We start from the raw sequence: 20,256 nt of genomic DNA on the forward strand, positions 1-20,256 counted from the left end.
AGTCAGTCCTCTCGGGGTTCGTAGACGGCGTTGCGATCGACGGTGCGATAGATGTCGTTGGCGATCGGCCGGCGCCGCTCCTCGGCCAGTTGCCCGAGCAACCCGGCGGCCCGCGCCAGCAGCGCGAACCCGCGCAGCAGGTCGGTCGGCAGGCCCAGGTCGGCCAGGGCGGCGCCGCACACGCCGGCACCGTTGAGCGGCAGCTTCTTGCCGAGCACCTGCGGGTGCACCCGCCCGATCGCCTCGAACAGCCGCAGGTGCGGGCCGCGCAGCCCCTCCTGTTCGGCGATCGCGATCAGCACCGGGGTGCGCGGGTCCTGCTCCTTGTGCACCGGGTGACCGAGGCCGGGGACGAACTTCTTGGCCTCGCGCGCCTTGCGCACCGCTTCCAGGGCGATCACGTCGTAATCGCGTTCGGTGCCGGCATCGACGAGCGTGTCGGCGAGGAACCGGCCGCAGTCCTCGGTCACCCCGAGGAAACGGGAGCCGCCGCCGAGAAGACCGGCGGCGAGGGCGCCCTGCAGGGAGTCCGGAGCTGAGAGGTACGTCAGTCGCGCCGCGATGGCGGTCGGGGTGAAGCCGTGGTCGGCCAGGGCGACCAGCACCGCCTCGAACAACCGCACCTCCCCCGCCGTCGGCCGGCGTCCGGCGACCAGCCAGAACGCCAGTTCACCGAAGCCGACCTTGCCCATCAGGTCGGCCGCCAGGTCCTTGCCCAGCAGCGAGATGGTCTCGGGCGTCGACGTGCCGAGGCCGGTCGGGAAGCTCAGTTCTTCAGCCACGCGCGGATCTCCTCGCCGTGTTCGTCGAGACCGGGTGGCGGCAGCTGATAGGCCGCCGGGGTCTCGGAGAAGGTGATCGGGTTGCGGACCGCCGGCACGCCGGCCGCGTCGATCACCGGGTTCAGGCCCAGTTCCTCGGCGAGCGCGACGCCGCCGTCGATCGTGTTGATCGGCGCGCACGGAACGCCGGCCGCGAGCAGGTCACGGAACCATTCGTCCTTGCCCCGCCGGCTCAGCCGGTCGACCAGGATCGGCCGCAGTTCCGCCCGATTCGCCGTACGGTCCTGATTACGCCCGAAACGCGGGTCGTCCGGCAGTTCCGGCAGGTCGAGCACCTGGCAGAGCTTGCGGAACTGGCCGTCGTTCCCGGCGATCACGATCAACTCGCCGTCCGCGCAGGGCAGCGGCTCGTACGGGAAGAGGCTGGGATGCGCGTTGCCCATCCGGAACGGGATGGTTCCGCCCGCGACGTAGGCACTGGAGTGGTTGACCAGGCCGGACAGCGCCGAGCTGAGCAGGTTGACCTCGACGTGCTGGCCCCGGCCGGTCTCGCCGCGATGCCGCAGGGCGGCCAGGATGCCGATGGTGGCGTGCATGCCGGCCATCACGTCGAAGACCGAGATGCCGGCGCGGTAGGGCGAGCCGTCCGGGTCGCCGGTGAGACTCATCAGCCCGGAGATCGCCTGCACCATCAGGTCGTAGCCGGGCAGGTCGGCACCCGCGCCGGAGCCGAAACCGCTGATGCTGGCGTAGACGATCTTCTCGTTCACGGCCGAGACCGAGGCGAAGTCCAGGCCGAACCGGGCCAGCCCGCCCGGCTTGAAGTTCTCGATCATGATGTCGGCCCGCCCGGCCAGCGCCCGCGCGACCTCCTGGTCGCCCGGGTCCTTCAGGTTCAGGGCGATGGACCGCTTGTTGCGGTTGATGCCGAGGTAGTAGGTCGACACGCCGTCGCGGACCGGTGGCATCCAGGTACGGGTGTCGTCGCCGCCCGGCCCCTCCACCTTGATCACCTGCGCGCCGAGGTCGGCGAGCAGCATCGTCGCGTACGGCCCGGCCAGGATCCGCGAGAAATCCGCCACCAGCAGACCGTGCAGAGGGCCCTGCGTCATCATCACCGCCCGTTCTACGGACACCTGTCCGCCGAAACAGCTTCGACCCCAGCAAGGGGCCCTGTCAATGGCCGGTTAATCCGACCGAAACATGGTCTTGACGCTACACGTGACCGAGAGCACACTGGCGCCATTCGCTCTGTCCGCTAGGCGGACAGTGGTCCGAAGAGGCAATCGAAGGGATGCGCGATGACCGAAAGCGACCGGCCGGTAGTCCTCCGCAACGGCCTGGTACTCACCATGGACGACTCGCACACGGTGCTCACCGACGCCGACGTGCTGGTCGTCGGCGACCGGATCGCCGAGGTCGGGCACGGCCTGACGGCACCCGACGGTGCCCTCGAGATCGACGCCGGCGGCGGGATCATCATGCCCGGCATGGTCGACACCCACCGGCACATGTGGCAGACGGCCATGCGCGGGTACGGCGCCGACTGGACCCTGACGCAGTACTTCGTCTGGTACTACCTCGAGTCCGGCAAGCTGTTCCGCCCCGAGGACGTGCACGCCGGCAACCTGCTCGGCGCGATCGAGGCCGTCGACTCCGGGGTCACCACCACCGTCGACTGGTCGCACGGCCTGCAGACCATCGACCACGCCGACGCGGCGGTCGACGCCCTGGAAGCGGTACCGGGCCGGTTCGTCCTCGCCTACGGCAACATCCAGCAGGGCCCGTGGCAATGGTCGACGACGCCGGAGTTCCGCGACTTCCACGCGCGGCGCATCGACGGCGGCAAGCTCGCCGGCTTCCAGCTCGCCTTCGACGTCCCGGGCGACCCGGCGTTCCAGGAGAAGGCCGCCTTCGAGGTGGCCCGCGACCTCGGCGTCACCGTCACCACGCACGCCGGCGTGTGGGGCGCCACCAACGACGACGGCATCCGGCTGATGTACGAGAACGGCTTCATGACGCCCGGCACCGTCTACGTGCACGCGGCCACCCTGAGCAGCGACTCGTACCACCGGATCGCGGCCACCGGCGGTTCGGTGAGCGTCTCGACCGAGAGCGAGCAGAGCGCCGGCCAGGGCTACCCGCCCACCTGGATGCTGCGCAAGCACGACATCCCGGTGTCGCTGTCGATGGACACCAGCGTGTGGTGGAGCGGCGACCTGTTCTCCGCGATGCGCTCGACGCTGTCCGCCGACCGCTCCCGGGAACACCTGGAGGCGCACGGCGCCAAGGAGACCATCACCCACCACCACCTGCGCGCCGAGCAGGTCGTCGACTGGGCCACCCGGGGCGGCGCCAAGGCCCTGGGCATGGACTCCGAGATCGGCGCGATCACGCCGGGCCGCAAGGCCGACGTGGTGCTCATCAAGAACGACGACTCGCCGGCCATGTCCCCGGTGCTGCACCCCTACGGCCACGTCGTCTACCAGGCCCAGCGCGGCGACGTGCACACGGTGCTGGTCGGCGGCAAGGTCGTCAAGACCGACGGCAAGCTGGTCGGCGTCGATCTGGCCGCGGCCCGGGCCAAGGTCGGCAGCACCGTCGACTACCTGCGCGAGACCATGGGTGAGGATCTGTGGCAGCGCGGCATGAACCCGGAGATCCCGGAATCCCGGATCCTGCACAACCCGTATCAGTACACCAAGTAGACGAATGAAAGCATGAGGTCATGACCGACATCGGAAGGGGCGCGGGGCCGGATTTCATCGAGGCGCTCGCCCGCGGCCTCGACGTCCTGCGCTCCTTCCGGCCGGGCACGCCGGCCATGACACTCAGCGAGATCGCCGGCCACACCGGCCTCGCCCGGCCCACCGTGCGCCGCATCCTGATCACGCTCGAGGCGCTCGGCTACGTCCGCCAGGCCGACCGGGGCTACGCGCTGACCCCGCGCGTGCTGGAGCTCGGCATGGCCTATGTGAACTCGCTGAGCATGTGGGACGCCGCCCGCCCGCACATGGAGAAACTGGTCGCCCAGACGAACGAGTCGACGTCGATGGCCCAGCTCGACGGCTCCGACATCGTCTACGTGGCGCGGGTGGCCGTACCCAAGATCGTGACCCTCTCCGTCACCATCGGCACCCGCTTCCCCGCTGCCGCCACCAGCATGGGAAAGGTGCTGCTGGCGGCCTTGCCGCCGGCCGCGCTGGCGGAGCTCCTCGCGCAGAGCTCACGCTCCGGGATCACCCCCCGCCGGCAGCCGTCGGCCGCCGACCTCGAGGCCGCGCTGCGGGAAGTACGCGCCAAGGGCTGGGCTCTGGCCGATCAGGACCTGGCGCCCGGCGTCCGGTCGGTCGCCACCGGGGTCCGCGACGGCGACGGCAACGTGGTCGCCGCGATAAACGTGACCGTCCACGCGGCCGAGACCACAGTGGAGACCCTCCTCGAGGACCACCTGCCCAAACTTCTGCGCACCGCGGCCGACATCAGCCACGACTGGGCCCTGACCGCCGCCGTCCCGGCCGTCACCGTCTGAGCCTCGGACTCCCCCGGCCGGCCGGCGTGCGTCCCGGGGCCGGGAGGATCAGAATGATCCGCATGAAGGCGATGGCCGACCTTTTCGACCCGGAGCCGGCGCGCTGGGGTCTGCGCGGCGATCCATGGGTCTGGCAGGCGATGCGGGACCACCTGGGCGAGACCTACCTGCCGCCCACGCTCGGCGAGGCCGAGGCGATGCTCTACAACGCCTTCAACCGGATCGTCGGCGTCGACCTCGCCGCCGAACCCGAGCCGTCCGTCTACCGCCCCGAGTTCGCCCACGGCGGCCTCTCCAGCGGCCACATCCACCTGCTGACCTGGCGTCTCGAGCTCCTGCCACTGCTCGTCGACCGCGCCCAGGCCCGCCTCTGAGGCTCCGCTGAGGACCGCTCAGCCGGATGCGGCCACCCGCAGCAGCCGGAAGTCGCGGCGGCGCAGCAGGCGCAGGACCACCGCGGCCGGGTTACCGAACGCGCGCAGCCCGGCGGCGGTGGGAAACGTCTCGATGCGGTCGATCTCGTAGGTCACGCCGCCGGCGACGACCTCGCAGCGGCCCGCGGCCTGGACGTTGCGGTGCCAGTCGACGTTCGGGCCGTAGGTCAGCTCGGCCACGAAGTCGTCGCCGTACCGGGCCAGCAGCAGCGGCGTCTCGTAGCACCGGCCGGACCGGCGGCCGACGTGCCGCACCAGCGCGAACGGGCCGTGACCCGAGCGGGCCAGCGGCACCGTGACCCGGTTGAGCGAGTGCTTCAGCAGGCCGAGCCAGGCCGCTCTCAAGCCATCTTCCCCAGGTTGATCTCGTCGAGGGTGGCCGCGGACCCCGGGTCGGTGACACCGACGATCTCGCGGCAGGCCTTCTGCAGCTGCTTGACCTGAGCCGCCGTCAACGGGTCGAAGACCAGCCGGCGGGCCTCCCGCACGTGCCCCGGGGCGGCCGCCACCAGCACCGCCAAGCCGGCCTCGGTCAGCTCGGCCGAGACACAGCGCGGCTCGCCGTCGGCGGCCACCCGGCGCACCCAGCCCTGTCTCTCGAGGCGGCTCACCGCGTGCGACAGCCGCGACATCGAGCCGCCCGCCATCATCGCGAGGACGCTCATCCGCACCTTGTGGTTCTCCGGCCGCTCCAGCGAGACGAGTATCGAGTACTCGAAGAAGTTCAGCCCGGAATCACGCTTGAGCTGGGCGTCGATAGCTGCGGGCAGCGTCATCAGCATCGCCGTCAGGGACAGCCAGGCGGCTTTCTCGTCGTGCGACAACCAGGGGACCTCGTCCGGGTCCGGCGGCGGGGTGGCGCTGTTCACAACCGAACTGTAACCCAGTCACGCGACTTGAATATTCAATACAAGCCGTGCAACCATCGTATTGAACATTCAATTGCCCTACCTAGGGAGAACCGTGACCGTTCTGCGCATCGACGCCAGCATCCAGGGCCCCAACTCGGCCAGCTCCGAGCTCGCCGACGTGGCCGAGGCCGAGTGGCTCGCGGTCCGTCCGGGCGACGAGATCATCCGCCGTCACCTCGGCTCCGAGCCGCTGCCCGCGGACGCCTGGCAGAACGCCATCGGCGGCGCCTTCACCCCCGAGGACCAGCGCAACGAGAAGCAGAAGGCCAGTGTCGCGCTCGCCCAGCAGCTCAACAACGAGGTCCGCAACGCCGACGCCCTGCTCCTCGCCCTGCCGCTCTACAACTGGGGCGTCTCCCAGCACGCCAAGATCTGGATCGACCTGGTCCTGGCCGGTGGCCCCAACGGCGAGCGACTGTTCGACGGCAAGCCGGCCATCGTGGTGACCACCCGCGGCGGCGGCTACGGCCCCGGCACCCCGCGCGAGGGTTGGGACCACAACACCGCGTTCATCCGCCGCATCGTCGAGGACGTGTGGGGCGCCGAGCTGACCCTGGTCGAGCGCGAGCTGACCCTGGCCCACCACAACCCGGCGATGGAGTCCCTCCGCGACGCCGCCGACCTGCTCAAGAAGGCCGCCCACGAGGCCGCCGCGCACGCCGGCCGCACTCTCGCCGGCCGCTGAGAAAAGCCGCCTGCTGGGAAGCCGGCCGCTGAGAAGCCGGCCGCTGGGAAGCCGGTGATCAGGAATCGGCTCCGGCCGCCCGAAGATCGTCTCTACCCGGCACGCCGCCGGCGTGCAGTACTCCATGGTGCTGCTCGCCGGCGGCCGCCGCACGCCGTCCTCGACGTCGCCCTCGCCGACGGTTTCGTCGGCCTGAGCCGCCTCCCGCCAGGAATGGCGGAGATCCCGCGAGGGTGACCTCTTCCCGCGCGAGGCACGCTTCCTCCGCGGTACGACGCAGCGAACCGTGTCGCCGCCGCCGCGCATGCCGATCCCCGCGTTCGGTGCGTGGCAGACCCTGCTGAAGTTCGCCGGCGACGGCCGTCCCGAGACCGCCGAGGCCAGGACCGGCCGCTGCCGGTACGCCGCCGAGCCACGACATCCGGAACTTGATTTTGACCTAGTGGCCGTTGAAGGCGTCACGCATGCGGCTGAAGAAGCCGCCCTGCTTGCTCAGTTCGGCCACGTCCTCGCCGCGGGTCTTGGCGAAGTCGCGCAGCATGCGCTCCTGGTCGGCGGTCAGCTTGGTCGGCGTCTTGACGTCGAGGTGCACGAATAGCTCGCCGCGGCCCTGGCCGCGCAGGTGCGGCACGCCCTTGCCGCGGATGCGCAGCGTGCTGGCCGGTTGGGTGCCCGCCTTGACCTCGATCGCCTCCTCGCTGTCGAGGGTCTTGATCGTCAGGCGGGTGCCGAGGGCGGCGGCGGTCATCGGCAGGGTGACCCGACAGTGGAGATCGTCGCCCTTGCGGGAGTAGACGTCGTGCGGGCGCTCGCTGATCTCGACGTAGAGGTCACCGGCGGTGCCGCCACCGGGGCCGACCTCGCCCTGCTGGGCCAGCCGGATGCGCATGCCGTCCTCGACGCCGGCCGGGATCTTCACGGTGAGTGAGCGGCGGGTGCGCACCCGGCCGTCACCGGCGCACGTCGGGCAGGGCTGCGGGATGACGGTGCCGTGGCCCTGGCAGGTGACGCAGGGGCGCGACGAGACGACCTGACCGAGGAACGTGCGCTGCACGCTCTGCACCTCGCCGCGGCCGCCGCACGTCTCGCAGGTGGCCAGGTGGGTGCCGGGCGCGGTGCCGGCGCCGGAGCACTGGGTGCACAGCACCGCGGTGTCGACGGTGATCGGGGCCTCGACCCCGAATGCCGTCTCCACCAGGTCGAGTTCGAGACGCAGGATGGCGTCGGCGCCGGGGCGGGTGCGTGGCCGCGGGCCGCGGGCGCCACCACCGGCGGCGGTGCCGAAGAACGCGTCCATGATGTCCTGGAAGCCCACGAACGGCCCGCCCGGGCCGCCGGGTCCGCCCGGGGCCCCACCGCCGCCGGGCGCGAGCGGGTCACCGCCCAGGTCGACGATCTGCCGCTTCTGGTCGTCGGACAGCACCTCGTACGCCGCGTTGATGTCCTTGAACTTCTCGGCCGCGTCCGGATCGGGGTTGACGTCCGGGTGGAACTGCCGAGCCAGCTTCCGGTAGGCGCGCTTGATCTCGTCGTCGGTTGCCTCCCGGCTCACGCCGAGAATGCCGTAGTAATCCTTGGCCACGGGGTTTGGAGTCCTCAATGTCAGCGCGGTTCCGTCAGTTCTGTGCCAGCAGGTCGCCTACGTAGCGTGCCACCGCTCGCACCGTGGCGATGGTGCCGGGGTAGTCCATGCGGGTGGGGCCGAGCACACCGAGCCCACCAACGATCGTCGCGCCTGGTCCGTAACCGGTGCTGACCACGGACGTCGAGCGCAGGTTGTCTATCTCGTTCTCGTCGCCGATGCGCACCCGGGTCTTGCTCGGCTCCAGGTCGCCGATGAGCTTGAGCAGGATGACCTCCTCCTCGAGGGCCTCGAGCACGGGACGAAGTGTGCCCTGGAAGTCCAGCACACCTCCCCGAGTCAAGTTCGCCGTTCCGGCGAGCATGAGGCGTTCCTCGCTGCGTTCGACGAGGGTCTCGAGCAGCACGCTGGCCAGGCAGGCCATCGTGCCGCGGCGGTCGGGGGCGCATTCGTCGACCAGTGCCTGCACCAGTGGCGGGGTGTCGACGAGTCGCTGACCAGCGAGTTTCTCGTTGGTCTTGCGGCGCAGCTCCATCACGTCGTCGTTGCTCGCCGGGCCCGGCAGCTCGACCAGGCGCTGCTCGACCCGGCCGGTGTCGGCGATCATCACGAGCATGATCCGGGTCGTGGAGATCGGGACGAGTTCCAGATGGCGAACGGAAGAGCGCGCCAGCGACGGATACTGCACGACCGCGACCTGGCGGGTCAGCTGGGCGAGCAGGCGAACGGTGCGGTGCACCACGTCGTCGAGGTCGACGGCACCGAGCAGGAAGCGCTCGATCGCCCGGCGCTCGGCTGGGCTGAGCGCCTTGACCTTGGAGAGGCGGTCGACGAACAGGCGATAGCCCGCGTCGGTGGGCACCCGGCCGGCGCTGGTGTGCGGCTGCCGGATGTAACCCTCCTCCTCGAGCACCGCCATGTCGTTACGCACCGTAGCCGACGACACGCCGAGCTGGTGACGCTCGACGAGGGCTTTGCTGCCGACCGGCTCCTGCGTCTCGACGTAGTCCTCGACGATCGCCCGCAGCACCTCGAGCTTGCGGTCATCCAGGCTCAAGACGACCCCTCCCTCCGGCACTCGGCAGGCAAGCACCCGGCACGCACGCCGGCGGAACTTGTCTGGCACTCATCACAGCAGAGTGCCAGTCTACGTCGCGGTGGCCCGCAGCGCGATGATCGAGTGTGTCTGTCTATTCCTCGACTCCGAGTGCATGTCGCTCTGTACCCGGTTGAGCTGCGGTCCTACGGTGTCAGCCATGACTGAACCACCGCGCCCGCCCGGTGAAGGCAACGCGAACGACCCGACCACGCCGTTCAACCCGTACGCGGCCAGCGACCCGACTTCCGGTTCGACCCCGCCGCCCCCGCCGGACGGCTACGCTCCCCCGCCCAGCTACTCCCCGCCGCCCAGCAGCGGCAGCGGCTACGGCACCCCGCCCCCGCCGACCAGCGGCAGCGGCTACGGCACCCCGCCGCCCAGCAGCGGCGGCGGCTACGGCACCCCGCCGCCGGCCGGGGGCTACGGTCCGCCTCCCGGCGGGTACAACCAACCCCCGCAGCCGGGGTACGGGTACGGCGCACCCGCCGCCGGCCAGGAGGACAAGACCTGGATCGCCGTGGCGCACTTCGGAGGCGCGGCCGGCGCCTTCATCAGCGGCGGGGTGGCCGGCTGGATCGCGCCGCTGGTCGCCTTCCTCGCCCGGGGCCCCCAGTCACCGGCGGTGCGGGCGGAGTCGGTCAAGGCCCTGAACTTCCAGATCCTGTGGTCGATCATCGGCCTCGTGGGCTGGATCACGGCCTGCATCCTCATCGGCTGGCTCGCCGTGGCCGCCGCGTGGATCGTCGGCACCATCTTCGGGGTCATCGCGGGCATCAAGGCCGGCAACAACGAGCCGTACAACTACCCGATGACCGTTTCGCTCATCAAGTGAACTCGGGCGCCGGGTCGGGGGCCCGGCGCACTCACACGACGTCACGGATGACGGCGTCGGCAAGCAGGCGGCCGCGCAGCGTCAGCACCAGCCGCCCGGCGGCGTAGGCCGCCGGCTCCAGCAGGCCGTCGGCGAGCGCCTGCTCGGCCCCGGCGGCGTCGAGCCGGTCGAGCGGGATGCCGTCGCGCAGTCGCACCCGCAGCATGATGTCCTCGACCCGCCGGTCGTCCGCGGAGAGGATCTCCCGGGCCTGGCCGGGCGAATGACCTTCGGCAAGCCTTTTCGCGTACGCCGTCGGGTGCTTCACATTCCACCAGCGCACCCCGCCCACGTGGCTGTGCGCGCCCGGGCCCAGGCCCCACCAGTCGGCGCCGGTCCAGTAGAGCATGTTGTGCCGGCATCGGGCGTCGTCCCCGCGCGCCCAGTTGGACACCTCGTACCAGCCGAAACCGGCCTCGGTCAGGGCCTGCTCGGCGGCCAGGTAGCGGTCGGCCGCCACGTCGTCGGACGGGTAGGGCAGCTCGCCCCGGCGCATCCGGGAAGCCATCCGGGTGCCGTCCTCGACGATCAGGGCGTACGCGCTGACGTGGTCGACCCCGGCGTCGACGACCGCCCGCAGGGAGGTGGCGAAGTCGTCCGCCGTCTCCCCCGGGGTGCCGTAGATCAGGTCGAGGTTGACGTGCTCGAAGCCGGCCTCGCGGGCCTCCCGGGCGGCCTGCGGGGCCCGTCCCGCGGTGTGCCGGCGGTCGAGGATCCGCAGCACGGCCGAGCTGGCCGACTGCATGCCGAGGCTGATCCGGGTGAAGCCGTTGCGCCGGAGCCGGCGCAGGTATTCCGGGGTCACCGATTCGGGGTTGGCCTCGGTGCTGATCTCGGCGTCGGGGGCCAGGCCCCATGCCTTGTCGACGCCTTCCAGGATGCGGCCGAGGTCGTCGGCGCCGAGCAGGGTCGGGGTGCCGCCGCCCACGAACACCGTGTCCACCTTCGCGGGGTGCACGGTGTCCTGCGCGATCCGAAGCTCCCGGAGCACCGTGTCGGCATATTCCGCCTGGCTGGCGCCCCCGCCCAGCTCACTCGCGGTGTAGGTGTTGAAGTCGCAGTAACCGCAGCGGGTCGCGCAGAACGGCACGTGGACATAGACCGCGAAGCCGTCCGCACCCACCCGGGCGGTGGCGGCGGGCGGGAGCGACCCGTCCAGCGGAACGGGATCACCATCGGGAAGTGCGCCGGCCATCCGCCAAGTGTGCCTGGTTATCGTTCCCGCCATGGATCTGGTCCGGACCGCCACAGCCGCCGGGGTGACCACCCTTACCCTGGACAGCCCCGCCAACCGCAACGCCCTCTCCACGCCCTTGATGAACCAGCTCCTGGAGGCCCTGTCCAGCGCGCTCACCGACACCTCGGTGCGAGTGGTGGTGCTCTCGCACACCGGCCCGGTCTTCTGCTCCGGCGCCGACCTCAAGGAGACCGCCGAGGCGCGCGAGGCCGGCCGGGTGCCCGCCGAGAAGCTGGCCGACGTGCTGGCCGCGCTGTGGGAGTTCCCCAAGCCGGTGGTCGCCCGGGTGGGCGGGCCGGCGCGGGCCGGCGGCCTGGGCCTGATCGCGGCGGCCGACGTCGCGGTCTGCACCCGCGAGGCGTCGTTCGCGTTCACCGAGGTACGGCTGGGCGTCATCCCCGCCGTGATCAGCGCGACCGTCCTGCCCCGCCTGACCCCGCGGGCGGCCACCGAGCTCTACCTGACCGGCAACGTCTTCGACGGGGTGCGGGCGGCGGAGGTCGGACTGGTCACGGCGGCGGTCTCGGCCGAGGGCCTCGACGCCGCGGTCGCGGGCTACTGCGAGGCACTCGTGCAAGGCGGTCCGCTCGCGCTCGCGGGCACCAAACAGCTTCTGCGGCGTACGCCGGAAGCCTCGATCCGGGCTGAACTCGCCGATCTGGCCGAACGCTCCGGGGGCTACTTCCGATCGGCCGAAGGCCGCGAGGGGGTGACCGCGTTCCGCGAGAAACGCCCCGCTTCCTGGATCCCGCGGTGACGCCGCCGAGATGCGGTCGTTGATTACCCTTGTCGTGCACGGGCTTTGATCATCGAGGAGGTGTGCGTGCGCACGACACCGATCGTGGTGATCGCGTTGCTCGCGCTGCTCGGCACCCTGGGCGTCGTCGTCGTGGTGGCCGGCCTGCCCGGCGACCTCAAGCTGCCGCAGATCATCGGCCCGGAGTGCACCGTGCGGGCCGACGGCGAGGTGACCCTCGACCTGGTGCAGATGGCCAACGCGGCCACCATCACCGCGGTCGGGGTGCGGCGCGGCATGCCCGAGCGGGCTGTGGTGATCGCCCTGGCCACCGCGTTCCAGGAGTCCAAGCTGGAAAATCTGGACGACGGTGACCGCGACTCGATCGGCCTCTTCCAGCAGCGGCCGAGCCAGGGCTGGGGCACCTTCGAACAGATCAAAGATCCGCGTTATGCCGCCGACAAGTTCTACACGGCCCTCAAGAAGGTCAAGAACTATCAGAAGATGCGGGTCACCGACGCGGCCCAGCGGGTGCAGCGCTCGGCCTACCCGAACGCCTACGAGAAGTGGGCGGACGAGTCGGCCGTGCTGGCCCGCGCCCTGACCGGCCGGGCGACCGGGGCGGTGGCCTGCACGGTCACCGGCGCGCCCGCCCTGCGGGGCGCGGCCGCGGCGGCCGCCCTGCTCAAGGGGCTGAAGCTGGACTGGGGCAAGGGCCTCGCCAAGACCCCGGCGGCCGCGCAGGCGGCCGGTCTCACGGTCGTGGTCCCCGATGCGAGTACGGGCTGGCGGTACGCCCACTGGCTCGTCTCGCACGCCTCGGCCACCGGTCTCGAACGGGTACGTTTCGCGAATCTCGAGTGGCACGCGCCCGATGGCAAGTGGCAGTCGGTGACCCCGGACAGTGCCGCCGGCGAGCGTCAAGTGGTCGCCCAGGTGTTCAGCTGACGTCCGGATTCGTTCTTGTCGAGCACCAGCCGCGTTCCCCAAGAAGGTTGCTCAGCGTGATGTCGACCGATTCCATGAGTTAATTGCTGAGCGTATATGGACACATGGACAGACAGCTACCGCCCTGGTACTAAGTAGGGCGTGTCGAGGGCGATCGAGTGGATTCTGCTGGGTTCCGTTAGCTGTCTGGCGATCGTCGTAGGCGTCCGGTGGCACCGGCCGACCCGCGTCGGCCCATGGATGCTGATCGCCGCTTCGGTGGCCGCCCTCGCCGTCGGCGACATCTTCTACGCGATCGACGCCGAGGACGTCGCCGAGGCCTTCTACCTTTCGATGTTCCTGCTGATCGCGGCCGCGCTGCTGCAGTTCACCCGGTTCGGCTCGCTGCTGCGTGACCGGGCCCGGCTGATCGACCTGCTGGCCGCCCTGTGCACCACCCTGCTGGTGGTGTGGGTCTTCCTGGTCGGCGGTCAGCACACGGTCGGCAAGATCTCGGGCGCCGACGTGATCGGCGACCTGGTCGTGATCGCCGTCGCGGTCCGCCTGAGCCTGGCGGCCGGCCGCAATGTGTCGGCCGGACTGCTGCTCACCGGCGCGGTCGGCATGCTTGTCGGCGACGTCCTCTACCCGATCTGGCCCAGCGCCCTCTCCGAGCTCGGGTACGCCGTTCTCTACCTGGCCTGGGGCCTGGCCGCGCTGCACCCCTCGATGCGGCGGCTCACCGAGCCGATGCCGCCGAGCCCCTCGCAGTGGCGCGGCCACTGGGCGGCCCTGCTGTGCGCCTCGGTCGCGACCCCGCCCTTCGTGTTGCTCATCGAGGCGCTCAACGGTCAGGTGCGAGACGGCGTGGTGATCGCGATTGTGGGTGGCATCACACTGCTGCTGACGATCACTCGCCTCGGTGACTCGAGCGTGCAGAACAGCCGAGCGGCCGCCCGCGAGCGGGCTCTACGGACAGCCAGTGGTGCCCTCGTCGCCGCTGCCGACCAGCCGGCCGTCGAGGAGGCGGTGCACGCCGCGGTCGCCCGGCTGATCCCGGCCGGCGCCAGGCGTGAGGTGCTTCTCGCCACCGATGATCGCCAGCTGGCCGAGGCCGGCGTGCCGGCTGAAGCGCCGGCCCAGATTCCCCGCCCGCGCGGTCGGGCCGCCGACCCCGGCTCGTCGGCGACCTCGGCGGGCTCGCGCCCGCGCAGCTGGGTCGCCGCCAAGGACGGCGACCACGGCACGCTGGTCTGCCCATTGTGGCTGGAACCGATGGCCGTGGCCCGGCCGAGCGGCGGCGCCCTGATCCTGACCGCCCGCCGTGATGTGCTGGCCGTCACTCGCGACGCCTTGGAGGTGCTGGCCGGCCAAGCCGCCATGGCCCTCGACCGGATCATGCTGGTCGAGGCCGTGGGCCGCCGGGACAGCGACCACTACCTCCGCACTGTGATCAGCAACACAGCCGAACTGATGCTGGTGATCGACGAGGACCAGCGCATCCGCTACGCGAGTCCGGCCCTGCGCGAGGCGCTCGGCGAGGATGAGCTGTCTCCGCTGGCCACGTTCACCGACCTGGTGCACCCCGACGACCAGGGCCCGGTGCGCCGGGCGTTCCTCTCCAGCGGCGACGGCAAGCTCTTCTGCGCGCTGCGCCGCTCCGACGAGACCCAGATCTTGGTCGAGGCCACCTACCGTGACCTGCGTGCGGATCGTCTCGTCCAGGGCTACGTGGTCACCATGCGAAACGTGACCGCCTCGCACGACCCGCACGAGCAGCATCCGCACCGCGACCACGTGGACGAACTGCCGGCCTGGGTCAACCGCCGCAGTGCCCAGCACAAGTTCCGCTACTGACTTCGCGGCGTACCCCACACACGTCGAAACCCCGGACCTGTACAGGTCCGGGGTTTCGCATCCGCGGCATCGCCGGGGATTTCGCTGCGCTCGCGGTAATTACCGCGTGAGGCGGCGACGCGAGCCGACGCCGGCGACCAGGGCGACACCGATCGCGGCCAGAACCACCTGGAACAGGATCTCGATCCAGTCGATGCCCTTGGTGTCGGCAACACCGGTGGCGCGGGCGATGACCGTGCCGAGCAGGGCAGCCACAACACCGATGACCATGGTGAGCCAGATCGGGATGTTCTGCTTGCCGGGGACGACCAGGCGGCCGAGGGCGCCGATGACGAGGCCGACGATGAGCGCCGTGATGATTCCGGTGACAGTCATGGTGTTCCTCCAGGGGGATGAAGCTTCGTTGCGTCCGTCGAACTCCAGATTCCCCAACCTTCGGAAAAACCAAACCGACTTATTTCTTGGTTGCTCCCTTGGTGTCCCCGGAGTCGGATGTCGACAGGGCGGCGATGAAGGCTTCCTGCGGAACTTCGACGCGGCCGACCATCTTCATCCGCTTCTTGCCTTCCTTCTGCTTCTCGAGCAGCTTGCGCTTACGGGTGATGTCACCGCCGTAGCACTTGGCAAGAACGTCCTTGCGGATCGCCCGGATCGTCTCCCGGGCGATGATCCGGCTGCCGATGGCCGCCTGGATCGGCACCTCGAACTGCTGCCGCGGGATGAGTTTCTGCAGCTTGGCGGCGATGGTGACGCCGTAGTTGTACGCCTTGTCCTTGTGCACGATGGCGCTGAACGCGTCGACCGGCTCGCCGTGCAGCAGGATGTCCACCTTGACCAGTTCGGCCATCTGCTCGCCGGAGGTCTCGTAGTCCAGCGACGCGTACCCCTTGGTCTTGCTCTTCAGCTGGTCGAAGAAGTCGAAAATGATCTCGGCGAGCGGCAGCGTGTAGCGCAGCTCCACCCGCTCCGACGACAGGTACTCCATGCCTAGCAGGCTGCCGCGCCGGCTCTGGCACAGCTCCATGACCGCGCCCACGTATTCGTTGGGCACCAGCACGGTCGCCCGCACCACCGGCTCGTGGATCTCCGCGATCTTGCCGGTGGGGAACTCGCTCGGGTTGGTGACGACCCGCTCCTCGGCGTCCTCGGTCAGCACCCGGTAGACCACGTTCGGCGCGGTGGAGATCAGATCCAGGTTGAACTCGCGCTCCAGCCGCTCCCCGATGATCTCCAGGTGCAGCAGGCCGAGGTAGCCGACGCGGAAGCCGAAGCCGAGCGCCAGCGACGTCTCCGGCTCGTAGACCAGGGCGGCGTCGTTGAGCTTCAGCTTGTCGAGCGCGTCCCGCAGCGCCGGGTAGTCCGAGCCGTCGATCGGGTAGAGGCCCGAGTAGACCATCGGCTTCGGGTCTTTGTAGCCGCCCAGCGGCTCGGTGGCGGGCCGGATGTTGCCGGTGACGGTGTCCCCGACCCGGGACTGCCGCACGTCCTTCACGCCGGTGATCAGGTAGCCGACCTCGCCGACGCCGAGCGCGCCGGCCTTCTCCATCTCGGGCGAGACGACGCCGATCTCGAGCAGCTCGTGCACCGCACCGGTGGACATCATCTTGATCCGGTCGCGGGCCTCGATCCGCCCGTCGATCACCCGGACGTAGGTGACCACGCCCCGGTAGACGTCGTACACCGAGTCGAAGATCATCGCGCGGGCCGGCGCCTGCGCGTCCCCGACCGGCGGCTGGAACTGCCGCACGATCTCGTCGAGCAGGTGATCCACGCCGACCCCGGTCTTGCCGGAGACCCGCATGACCGTCTCCGGCTCGACCCCGATCAGTTTCGCCAGTTCCTCGGCGTACTTCTCGGGCTGCGCCGCCGGCAGGTCGATCTTGTTGAGCACCGGGATGATGTGCAGGTCGTTCTCCATCGCCAGGTACAGGTTGGCCAGCGTCTGCGCCTCGATCCCCTGCGCCGCGTCGACCAGCAGAACCGCGCCCTCGCAGGCGGCCAGGCTCCGCGACACCTCATAGGTGAAGTCGACGTGGCCCGGCGTGTCGATCATGTTGAGGACCGCGGACGCGCCCTTCTGGTCCCCCTCCCGAACCGTCCAGGGCATCCGCACGGCCTGCGACTTGATCGTGATGCCGCGTTCCCGCTCGATGTCCATGCGGTCGAGGTATTGGGCGCGCATCTGCCGCGGGTCGACCACGCCGGTGATCTGCAGCATCCGGTCAGCCAGCGTCGACTTGCCGTGGTCGATGTGAGCGATGATGCAGAAGTTACGGATGCGACTGGGGTCGGTAGCCCCGATCACATTCACACCAGGGTCGAGCGGTCCAGGCACGTTCGTCCGTTCTTCTCAAGCGAGGTAAGCGCCGTCACACCGGCCGAAACACCGCCGGCCCGGCGCCAAAGTCCCACCGACAACCGTGCCGGCTACTCCTATCGTCCCACGCCCCCGCGCACAGCCCGCCCACACCCGTTGCGAACCCGCCCCGCGCCGGCCGACAGCCCGCCACCCCCGGCACCCGGCCGCACGGGGCGACCTTCAACCCGGCCGCACGGGGCGACCTTCAGATCGCCTCCAGCGGCGCGTGCGGTAGCGGTGGCAGCTCGACGGTGACCACGTCGCCAGGCCGCACCACGCCGCTTCGCAGCACGACCCCCATCACCCCGGCCTTGCGCACGACGCCGCCCCGCTCGTCCTTTCCGAGCACCTCTTTGAGCAACCCGTCGCGAAACCCGTTGATCTGCCCGCACGGATTCCGCAGCCCAGCCACCACGACCGCCGGCCGCGGGTCGTCTGGCCGATCCCGCGCAACCGCCGCCGCGATCGCAACCGCCGCTCCGGGGTTCCCCCGGTCGGGCTCGGCCGCCGCCGCGACTTCAAGCACCGCCGCCAACGGCCCACCCGCACCAGTGCGAGTCGCCCTGCTCGTCGCGGCCGCCGTCTCCCCAGCGGCCTCAGCACCTTCGCCGCCCGCCGCGGCCGCCGCCTTCGGAGCGGCTTCGGCGCTGTTGCCGTCGGCTACGGCCCCGGCGTCGGTGACTTCGTTCGCGCCCCGGCTCCCGGGCGGCCCGAAGCGCAGGATCGTTCCCCGCGGCAGCGCGAGCAAGTCGATGCCGCTGGTCGTGACGTTCTCGCCGAGGTCGCCGGCCTCGACGTCGTAGCCCTTCTCCCCGACCTGGTCGAAGAGCTCCCGCTGAATCAGGTGCACCTGCCGGAAGTTCGGCTGCGTCGGATCGTTCCGCACCCGTCCGCGGTGCTTCACGTACAGCCCGGCGTGCACGTCGCCTTTCACGCCGATCCCGGCGATCAGATGGATCTGCTCCCGGACCGGCTTGGTGAACGCGTAGGTGTCGACACAACTGACCGACGTGACAGTCCCATGTTCAGACTCCATGCAGTCAGTTAAAACGAGTCGCGCTCGTTGCCGCGACCACGTTCCCATCCCGCGAGCCGGGCCAGGCCGCCGTCAGTCGGGCGGCTCGAGGAACAGAGCGGACAAACGCGGCAGCCGCTTCTGCATCTCCTCCTCGTTGTCGAAATCCCACAGATCGGCCGATTCGGGCCTGGTCGCCGGCGTCTCCCAAGCCGGCAGATCGGACCCGGTCGCCTGCTGATAGGCCTCCGCCGCGACGGACAGCACCTCTTCCGCCTCGAAGACCGCCCCGTTGTCGGCCGCGGCCCGCACCGCCGGCATGTCAGCGAGCGAATCCGGCGACTTCACCGAACGCGCCACGGTCTCCCGTCCGTGCGCGATCAGCCAGCCGCGAAAACTGTCGAAACCCTCCTCGGAGCACCCACCGTGGATCACGTAGGCGGCGGCCCAGAGATCCTCGGTGCCGGAGGCGACCATCACCTTGTCGAGGTGGCGGGCCCACGCGACGATCTCCTCCGGGTCGCGGGTGGCGAGGTCGGCCGCGGCGCGTTTGGCCACCTCGGCCGGGGATGCGGGCCGATCGGCGGTCGCCCGGTCGATGACCGCCCAGAAGTCGTCGGTTCTCATGGGCAGAATCCTGCCAGTCGGGTACGACAAAAACCGGGACGGCAGGATGGTCGGGTGCGGCCGATTTCACTTCCCGATGTCGCGTACGGCGCCACCGCCGTGCGCCCGCAGTGGTCCGACCTGCCGGAAAGCCTGCGGAACGCGATAACCGTGCGCCTCGGCGCGCCGATCGCCGCGGTGCGAAGCGCCGGTGGCGGCTTCACCAGGGCCTTCGCCGCCCTGATCACGACGCAGGAGGGCGCGAAGGTCTTCGTCAAGGCCGCGCCCCGGCAGGATCCGAACTCTCACTGGTATGCCCGCGAGGCTGCGATCACGACCGCCCTCCCCCGCGAGGTCGATGCCGCGCGTCCCCGGTGGACGATGGATCATTCCGGCTATTTCGTGCTTTGTCTTGAGGCGATCGACGGCCACGTGCCGACCCTCCCGTGGCAGCCGGCCGAGCTCGAGGCGACGCTGACGGCCTGGTCGACCGCTGCCGAGGCGCTTCGGACGCCGACCACGCCCGACCTACCGCCGATAGCGGAGATCATCCGAGGGGAAATGTCCTGGTGGTCGGAGATCGCGGCGGGCCGGGAACGAATGCCTCGCACCGCCCGGAACACCGTCGCGCCCGCCCACTTGGGCGAACTCGCTGATCTCGAACAAACCCTTCCCGAACTGGTCAAAGGTCCGGGAATGATGCATGGCGACCTACGCATCGACAACGTCATGATCGACAACGACGGCCGCGCCCACCTTTGCGACTGGACCTGGCCCACCCTGGGCGCCCCCTGGTTCGACGCGATCACGCTGCTGATCAGCGCTTTCGCGAGCGGGCTGGACGCCGACGCGTACCTGGCACCCTGGGGCGCGCCGCCGCCGGGGGTGGACGGCGCCCTGGCCGCGCTGTCGGGATATTGGCTGGTTCGCGCGGATGGCGGTCCGAGCAGCGCCTCCCCGCACAGTCGTCAGCACCAGCGGTTCAGCGGCGAACAGGCGCTGAGCTGGCTCGCGGACCGTCGCGGCTGGTAGCCGTTTTGGCGGGCAGCGGCGGGGCTGGTAGTCTGAATCCTCGCGTGTGGTGATGCGCTGCTGTTCGCTGCCTGCTCCACCGCTAGAGACGGATTCCGAAAACCTAGTTAGGACAGGCTGTCGCGTGGCGAACATCAAGTCTCAGATCAAGCGCAACCGGCAGAACGAGAAGGCTCGGCTGCGCAACAAGTCGGTCAAGTCGTCGCTGAAGACCGTGATCCGCAAGCTCAACGAGGCCAGCGAGGCCGGCAACGTCGAAACGGCCACCACGCTGCTGCGTGACGCCTCGCGCCAGCTCGACCGGGCGGTCAGCAAGGGCGTCATCCACAAGAACCAGGCGGCCAACCGCAAGTCGGCCATCGCCAAGCGGGTCGGCTCGCTTTCTGCCTGATTCAAGGCACGTGGCCAGCACCAAGCGGGCCATGTAAGCAGGTCTTCGACCACCCGGGCACCGCCGGACACATGTCCGCGCCGGTGCCCGAGTCGTTTCCGGGCCCAGCGAATGCGGCAGGCACAGCACGTCTCACGTCTCAAGCCCGGAGGCCTGAACCCCACGGCCTCAGGTGGCGGATTCTGCCCGCTTGGCCGCGT

At 70.1% G+C, this 20,256-nt stretch carries 21 protein-coding genes; 10 read left to right on the forward strand and 11 right to left on the reverse strand.

What is annotated here, in order from left to right; translation table 11 throughout:
- Positions 1-2: 2 nt before the first annotated feature.
- Together Afe05nite_RS32720 and Afe05nite_RS32725 are read right to left on the reverse strand one after the other, a co-directional pair.
- Positions 3-782, reverse strand: coding sequence for a citryl-CoA lyase (locus Afe05nite_RS32720; protein ID WP_203821130.1), 780 nt, complete (start codon positions 780-782; stop codon positions 3-5).
- Positions 767-1,918, reverse strand: coding sequence for a CaiB/BaiF CoA transferase family protein (locus tag Afe05nite_RS32725; protein WP_239118358.1), 1,152 nt, complete (start codon positions 1,916-1,918; stop codon positions 767-769). The genes Afe05nite_RS32720 and Afe05nite_RS32725 overlap by 16 nt, the downstream gene beginning before the upstream one ends.
- Positions 1,919-2,083: 165 nt before the next feature.
- Between Afe05nite_RS32725 and Afe05nite_RS32730 the strand changes: the two genes are divergently transcribed.
- From Afe05nite_RS32730 to Afe05nite_RS32740, 3 genes are read left to right on the forward strand one after another with little or no spacing between them, the layout of a single operon-like run.
- A complete protein-coding gene (locus tag Afe05nite_RS32730) occupies positions 2,084-3,490 on the forward strand; it encodes an amidohydrolase family protein (RefSeq protein WP_203821131.1) in 1,407 nt (468 codons plus the stop codon).
- A gap of 20 nt (positions 3,491-3,510) precedes the next feature.
- The gene (locus Afe05nite_RS32735) at positions 3,511-4,314 is read left to right on the forward strand and encodes an IclR family transcriptional regulator domain-containing protein (RefSeq protein ID WP_203821132.1); all 804 of its coding nucleotides are present in this window, start codon (positions 3,511-3,513) and stop codon (positions 4,312-4,314) included.
- 53 nt (positions 4,315-4,367) lie between these two features.
- Positions 4,368-4,688, forward strand: a complete 321-nt coding sequence (locus Afe05nite_RS32740; RefSeq protein ID WP_203821133.1) for a hypothetical protein — start codon at positions 4,368-4,370, stop codon at positions 4,686-4,688.
- A gap of 18 nt (positions 4,689-4,706) precedes the next feature.
- On the opposite strand, the gene Afe05nite_RS32745 is transcribed toward Afe05nite_RS32740, so the two are convergent.
- The gene (locus Afe05nite_RS32745; protein ID WP_239118359.1) at positions 4,707-5,093 is read right to left on the reverse strand and encodes a nitroreductase/quinone reductase family protein; all 387 of its coding nucleotides are present in this window, start codon (positions 5,091-5,093) and stop codon (positions 4,707-4,709) included.
- A complete protein-coding gene (locus Afe05nite_RS32750) occupies positions 5,090-5,617 on the reverse strand; it encodes a MarR family winged helix-turn-helix transcriptional regulator (protein WP_203821134.1) in 528 nt (175 codons plus the stop codon). Before Afe05nite_RS32750 ends, Afe05nite_RS32745 begins: the two co-directional genes overlap by 4 nt.
- 94 nt (positions 5,618-5,711) lie before the next feature.
- On the opposite strand from Afe05nite_RS32750, the gene Afe05nite_RS32755 reads away from it, so the two are divergent.
- On the forward strand, positions 5,712-6,344 hold the full coding sequence (locus Afe05nite_RS32755; protein ID WP_203821135.1) for an FMN-dependent NADH-azoreductase: 633 nt from the start codon (positions 5,712-5,714) through the stop codon (positions 6,342-6,344).
- 439 nt (positions 6,345-6,783) lie between these two features.
- Here the strand turns inward: Afe05nite_RS32755 and dnaJ are convergent, their stop codons facing one another.
- Positions 6,784-7,926: a molecular chaperone DnaJ gene (gene dnaJ, locus Afe05nite_RS32760; protein WP_203821136.1), complete on the reverse strand. Its 1,143-nt coding sequence runs from the start codon at positions 7,924-7,926 to the stop codon at positions 6,784-6,786.
- Positions 7,927-7,960: 34 nt separating this feature from the next.
- Positions 7,961-8,983: a heat-inducible transcriptional repressor HrcA gene (hrcA, locus tag Afe05nite_RS32765; RefSeq protein WP_203821137.1), complete on the reverse strand. Its 1,023-nt coding sequence runs from the start codon at positions 8,981-8,983 to the stop codon at positions 7,961-7,963.
- A 199-nt stretch (positions 8,984-9,182) separates the two neighbouring features.
- Here hrcA and Afe05nite_RS32770 point away from each other — a divergent pair, with 199 nt between their 5' ends.
- Entirely contained in the window at positions 9,183-9,857 is a 675-nt protein-coding gene (locus tag Afe05nite_RS32770; RefSeq protein WP_203821138.1) for a DUF4870 domain-containing protein, read from the forward strand.
- Between the two features lie 31 nt (positions 9,858-9,888).
- Here Afe05nite_RS32770 and hemW read toward each other — a convergent pair whose 3' ends face one another.
- Complete coding sequence (hemW, locus tag Afe05nite_RS32775; protein WP_203821139.1) at positions 9,889-11,091, reverse strand: radical SAM family heme chaperone HemW; 1,203 nt, start codon at positions 11,089-11,091, stop codon at positions 9,889-9,891.
- 31 nt (positions 11,092-11,122) lie between these two features.
- Here hemW and Afe05nite_RS32780 point away from each other — a divergent pair, with 31 nt between their 5' ends.
- The 3 genes from Afe05nite_RS32780 (at position 11,123) to Afe05nite_RS32790 (ending at position 14,653) form a co-directional block, all read left to right on the forward strand.
- Positions 11,123-11,890, forward strand: coding sequence for an enoyl-CoA hydratase-related protein (locus Afe05nite_RS32780; RefSeq protein WP_203821140.1), 768 nt, complete (start codon positions 11,123-11,125; stop codon positions 11,888-11,890).
- Between the two features lie 60 nt (positions 11,891-11,950).
- Positions 11,951-12,817, forward strand: a complete 867-nt coding sequence (locus Afe05nite_RS32785; RefSeq protein WP_203821188.1) for a hypothetical protein — start codon at positions 11,951-11,953, stop codon at positions 12,815-12,817.
- A gap of 141 nt (positions 12,818-12,958) precedes the next feature.
- A complete protein-coding gene (locus tag Afe05nite_RS32790; protein WP_203821141.1) occupies positions 12,959-14,653 on the forward strand; it encodes a PAS domain-containing protein in 1,695 nt (564 codons plus the stop codon).
- Positions 14,654-14,752: 99 nt separating this feature from the next.
- On the opposite strand, the gene Afe05nite_RS32795 is transcribed toward Afe05nite_RS32790, so the two are convergent.
- The 4 genes from Afe05nite_RS32795 to Afe05nite_RS32810 all read right to left on the reverse strand — a co-directional run bounded on the left by Afe05nite_RS32795 (position 14,753) and on the right by Afe05nite_RS32810 (position 18,654).
- Positions 14,753-15,028, reverse strand: a complete 276-nt coding sequence (locus tag Afe05nite_RS32795) for a GlsB/YeaQ/YmgE family stress response membrane protein (protein WP_203821142.1) — start codon at positions 15,026-15,028, stop codon at positions 14,753-14,755.
- A gap of 79 nt (positions 15,029-15,107) precedes the next feature.
- The gene (gene lepA, locus Afe05nite_RS32800; RefSeq protein WP_203821143.1) at positions 15,108-16,988 is read right to left on the reverse strand and encodes a translation elongation factor 4; all 1,881 of its coding nucleotides are present in this window, start codon (positions 16,986-16,988) and stop codon (positions 15,108-15,110) included.
- 229 nt (positions 16,989-17,217) lie between these two features.
- Positions 17,218-18,096 (reverse strand): MOSC domain-containing protein, encoded by an 879-nt coding sequence (locus Afe05nite_RS32805; protein WP_239118360.1) that lies wholly within the window; start codon positions 18,094-18,096, stop codon positions 17,218-17,220.
- A gap of 24 nt (positions 18,097-18,120) precedes the next feature.
- Positions 18,121-18,654: a DUF4240 domain-containing protein gene (locus Afe05nite_RS32810; RefSeq protein WP_203821144.1), complete on the reverse strand. Its 534-nt coding sequence runs from the start codon at positions 18,652-18,654 to the stop codon at positions 18,121-18,123.
- Positions 18,655-18,804: 150 nt separating this feature from the next.
- On the opposite strand from Afe05nite_RS32810, the gene Afe05nite_RS32815 reads away from it, so the two are divergent.
- Both Afe05nite_RS32815 and rpsT read left to right on the forward strand, forming a co-directional pair.
- Positions 18,805-19,665 carry a phosphotransferase family protein gene (locus Afe05nite_RS32815; protein WP_307835664.1) on the forward strand — a complete coding sequence of 287 codons (861 nt, stop codon included), beginning with the start codon at positions 18,805-18,807 and terminating at the stop codon, positions 19,663-19,665.
- Positions 19,666-19,789: 124 nt separating this feature from the next.
- Entirely contained in the window at positions 19,790-20,056 is a 267-nt protein-coding gene (gene rpsT / locus Afe05nite_RS32820) for a 30S ribosomal protein S20 (protein ID WP_203821146.1), read from the forward strand.
- The last annotated feature ends 200 nt before the right edge of the window (positions 20,057-20,256 follow it).

This window comes from Paractinoplanes ferrugineus (genome assembly GCF_016862195.1).
Taxonomy (GTDB): domain Bacteria; phylum Actinomycetota; class Actinomycetes; order Mycobacteriales; family Micromonosporaceae; genus Actinoplanes; species Actinoplanes ferrugineus.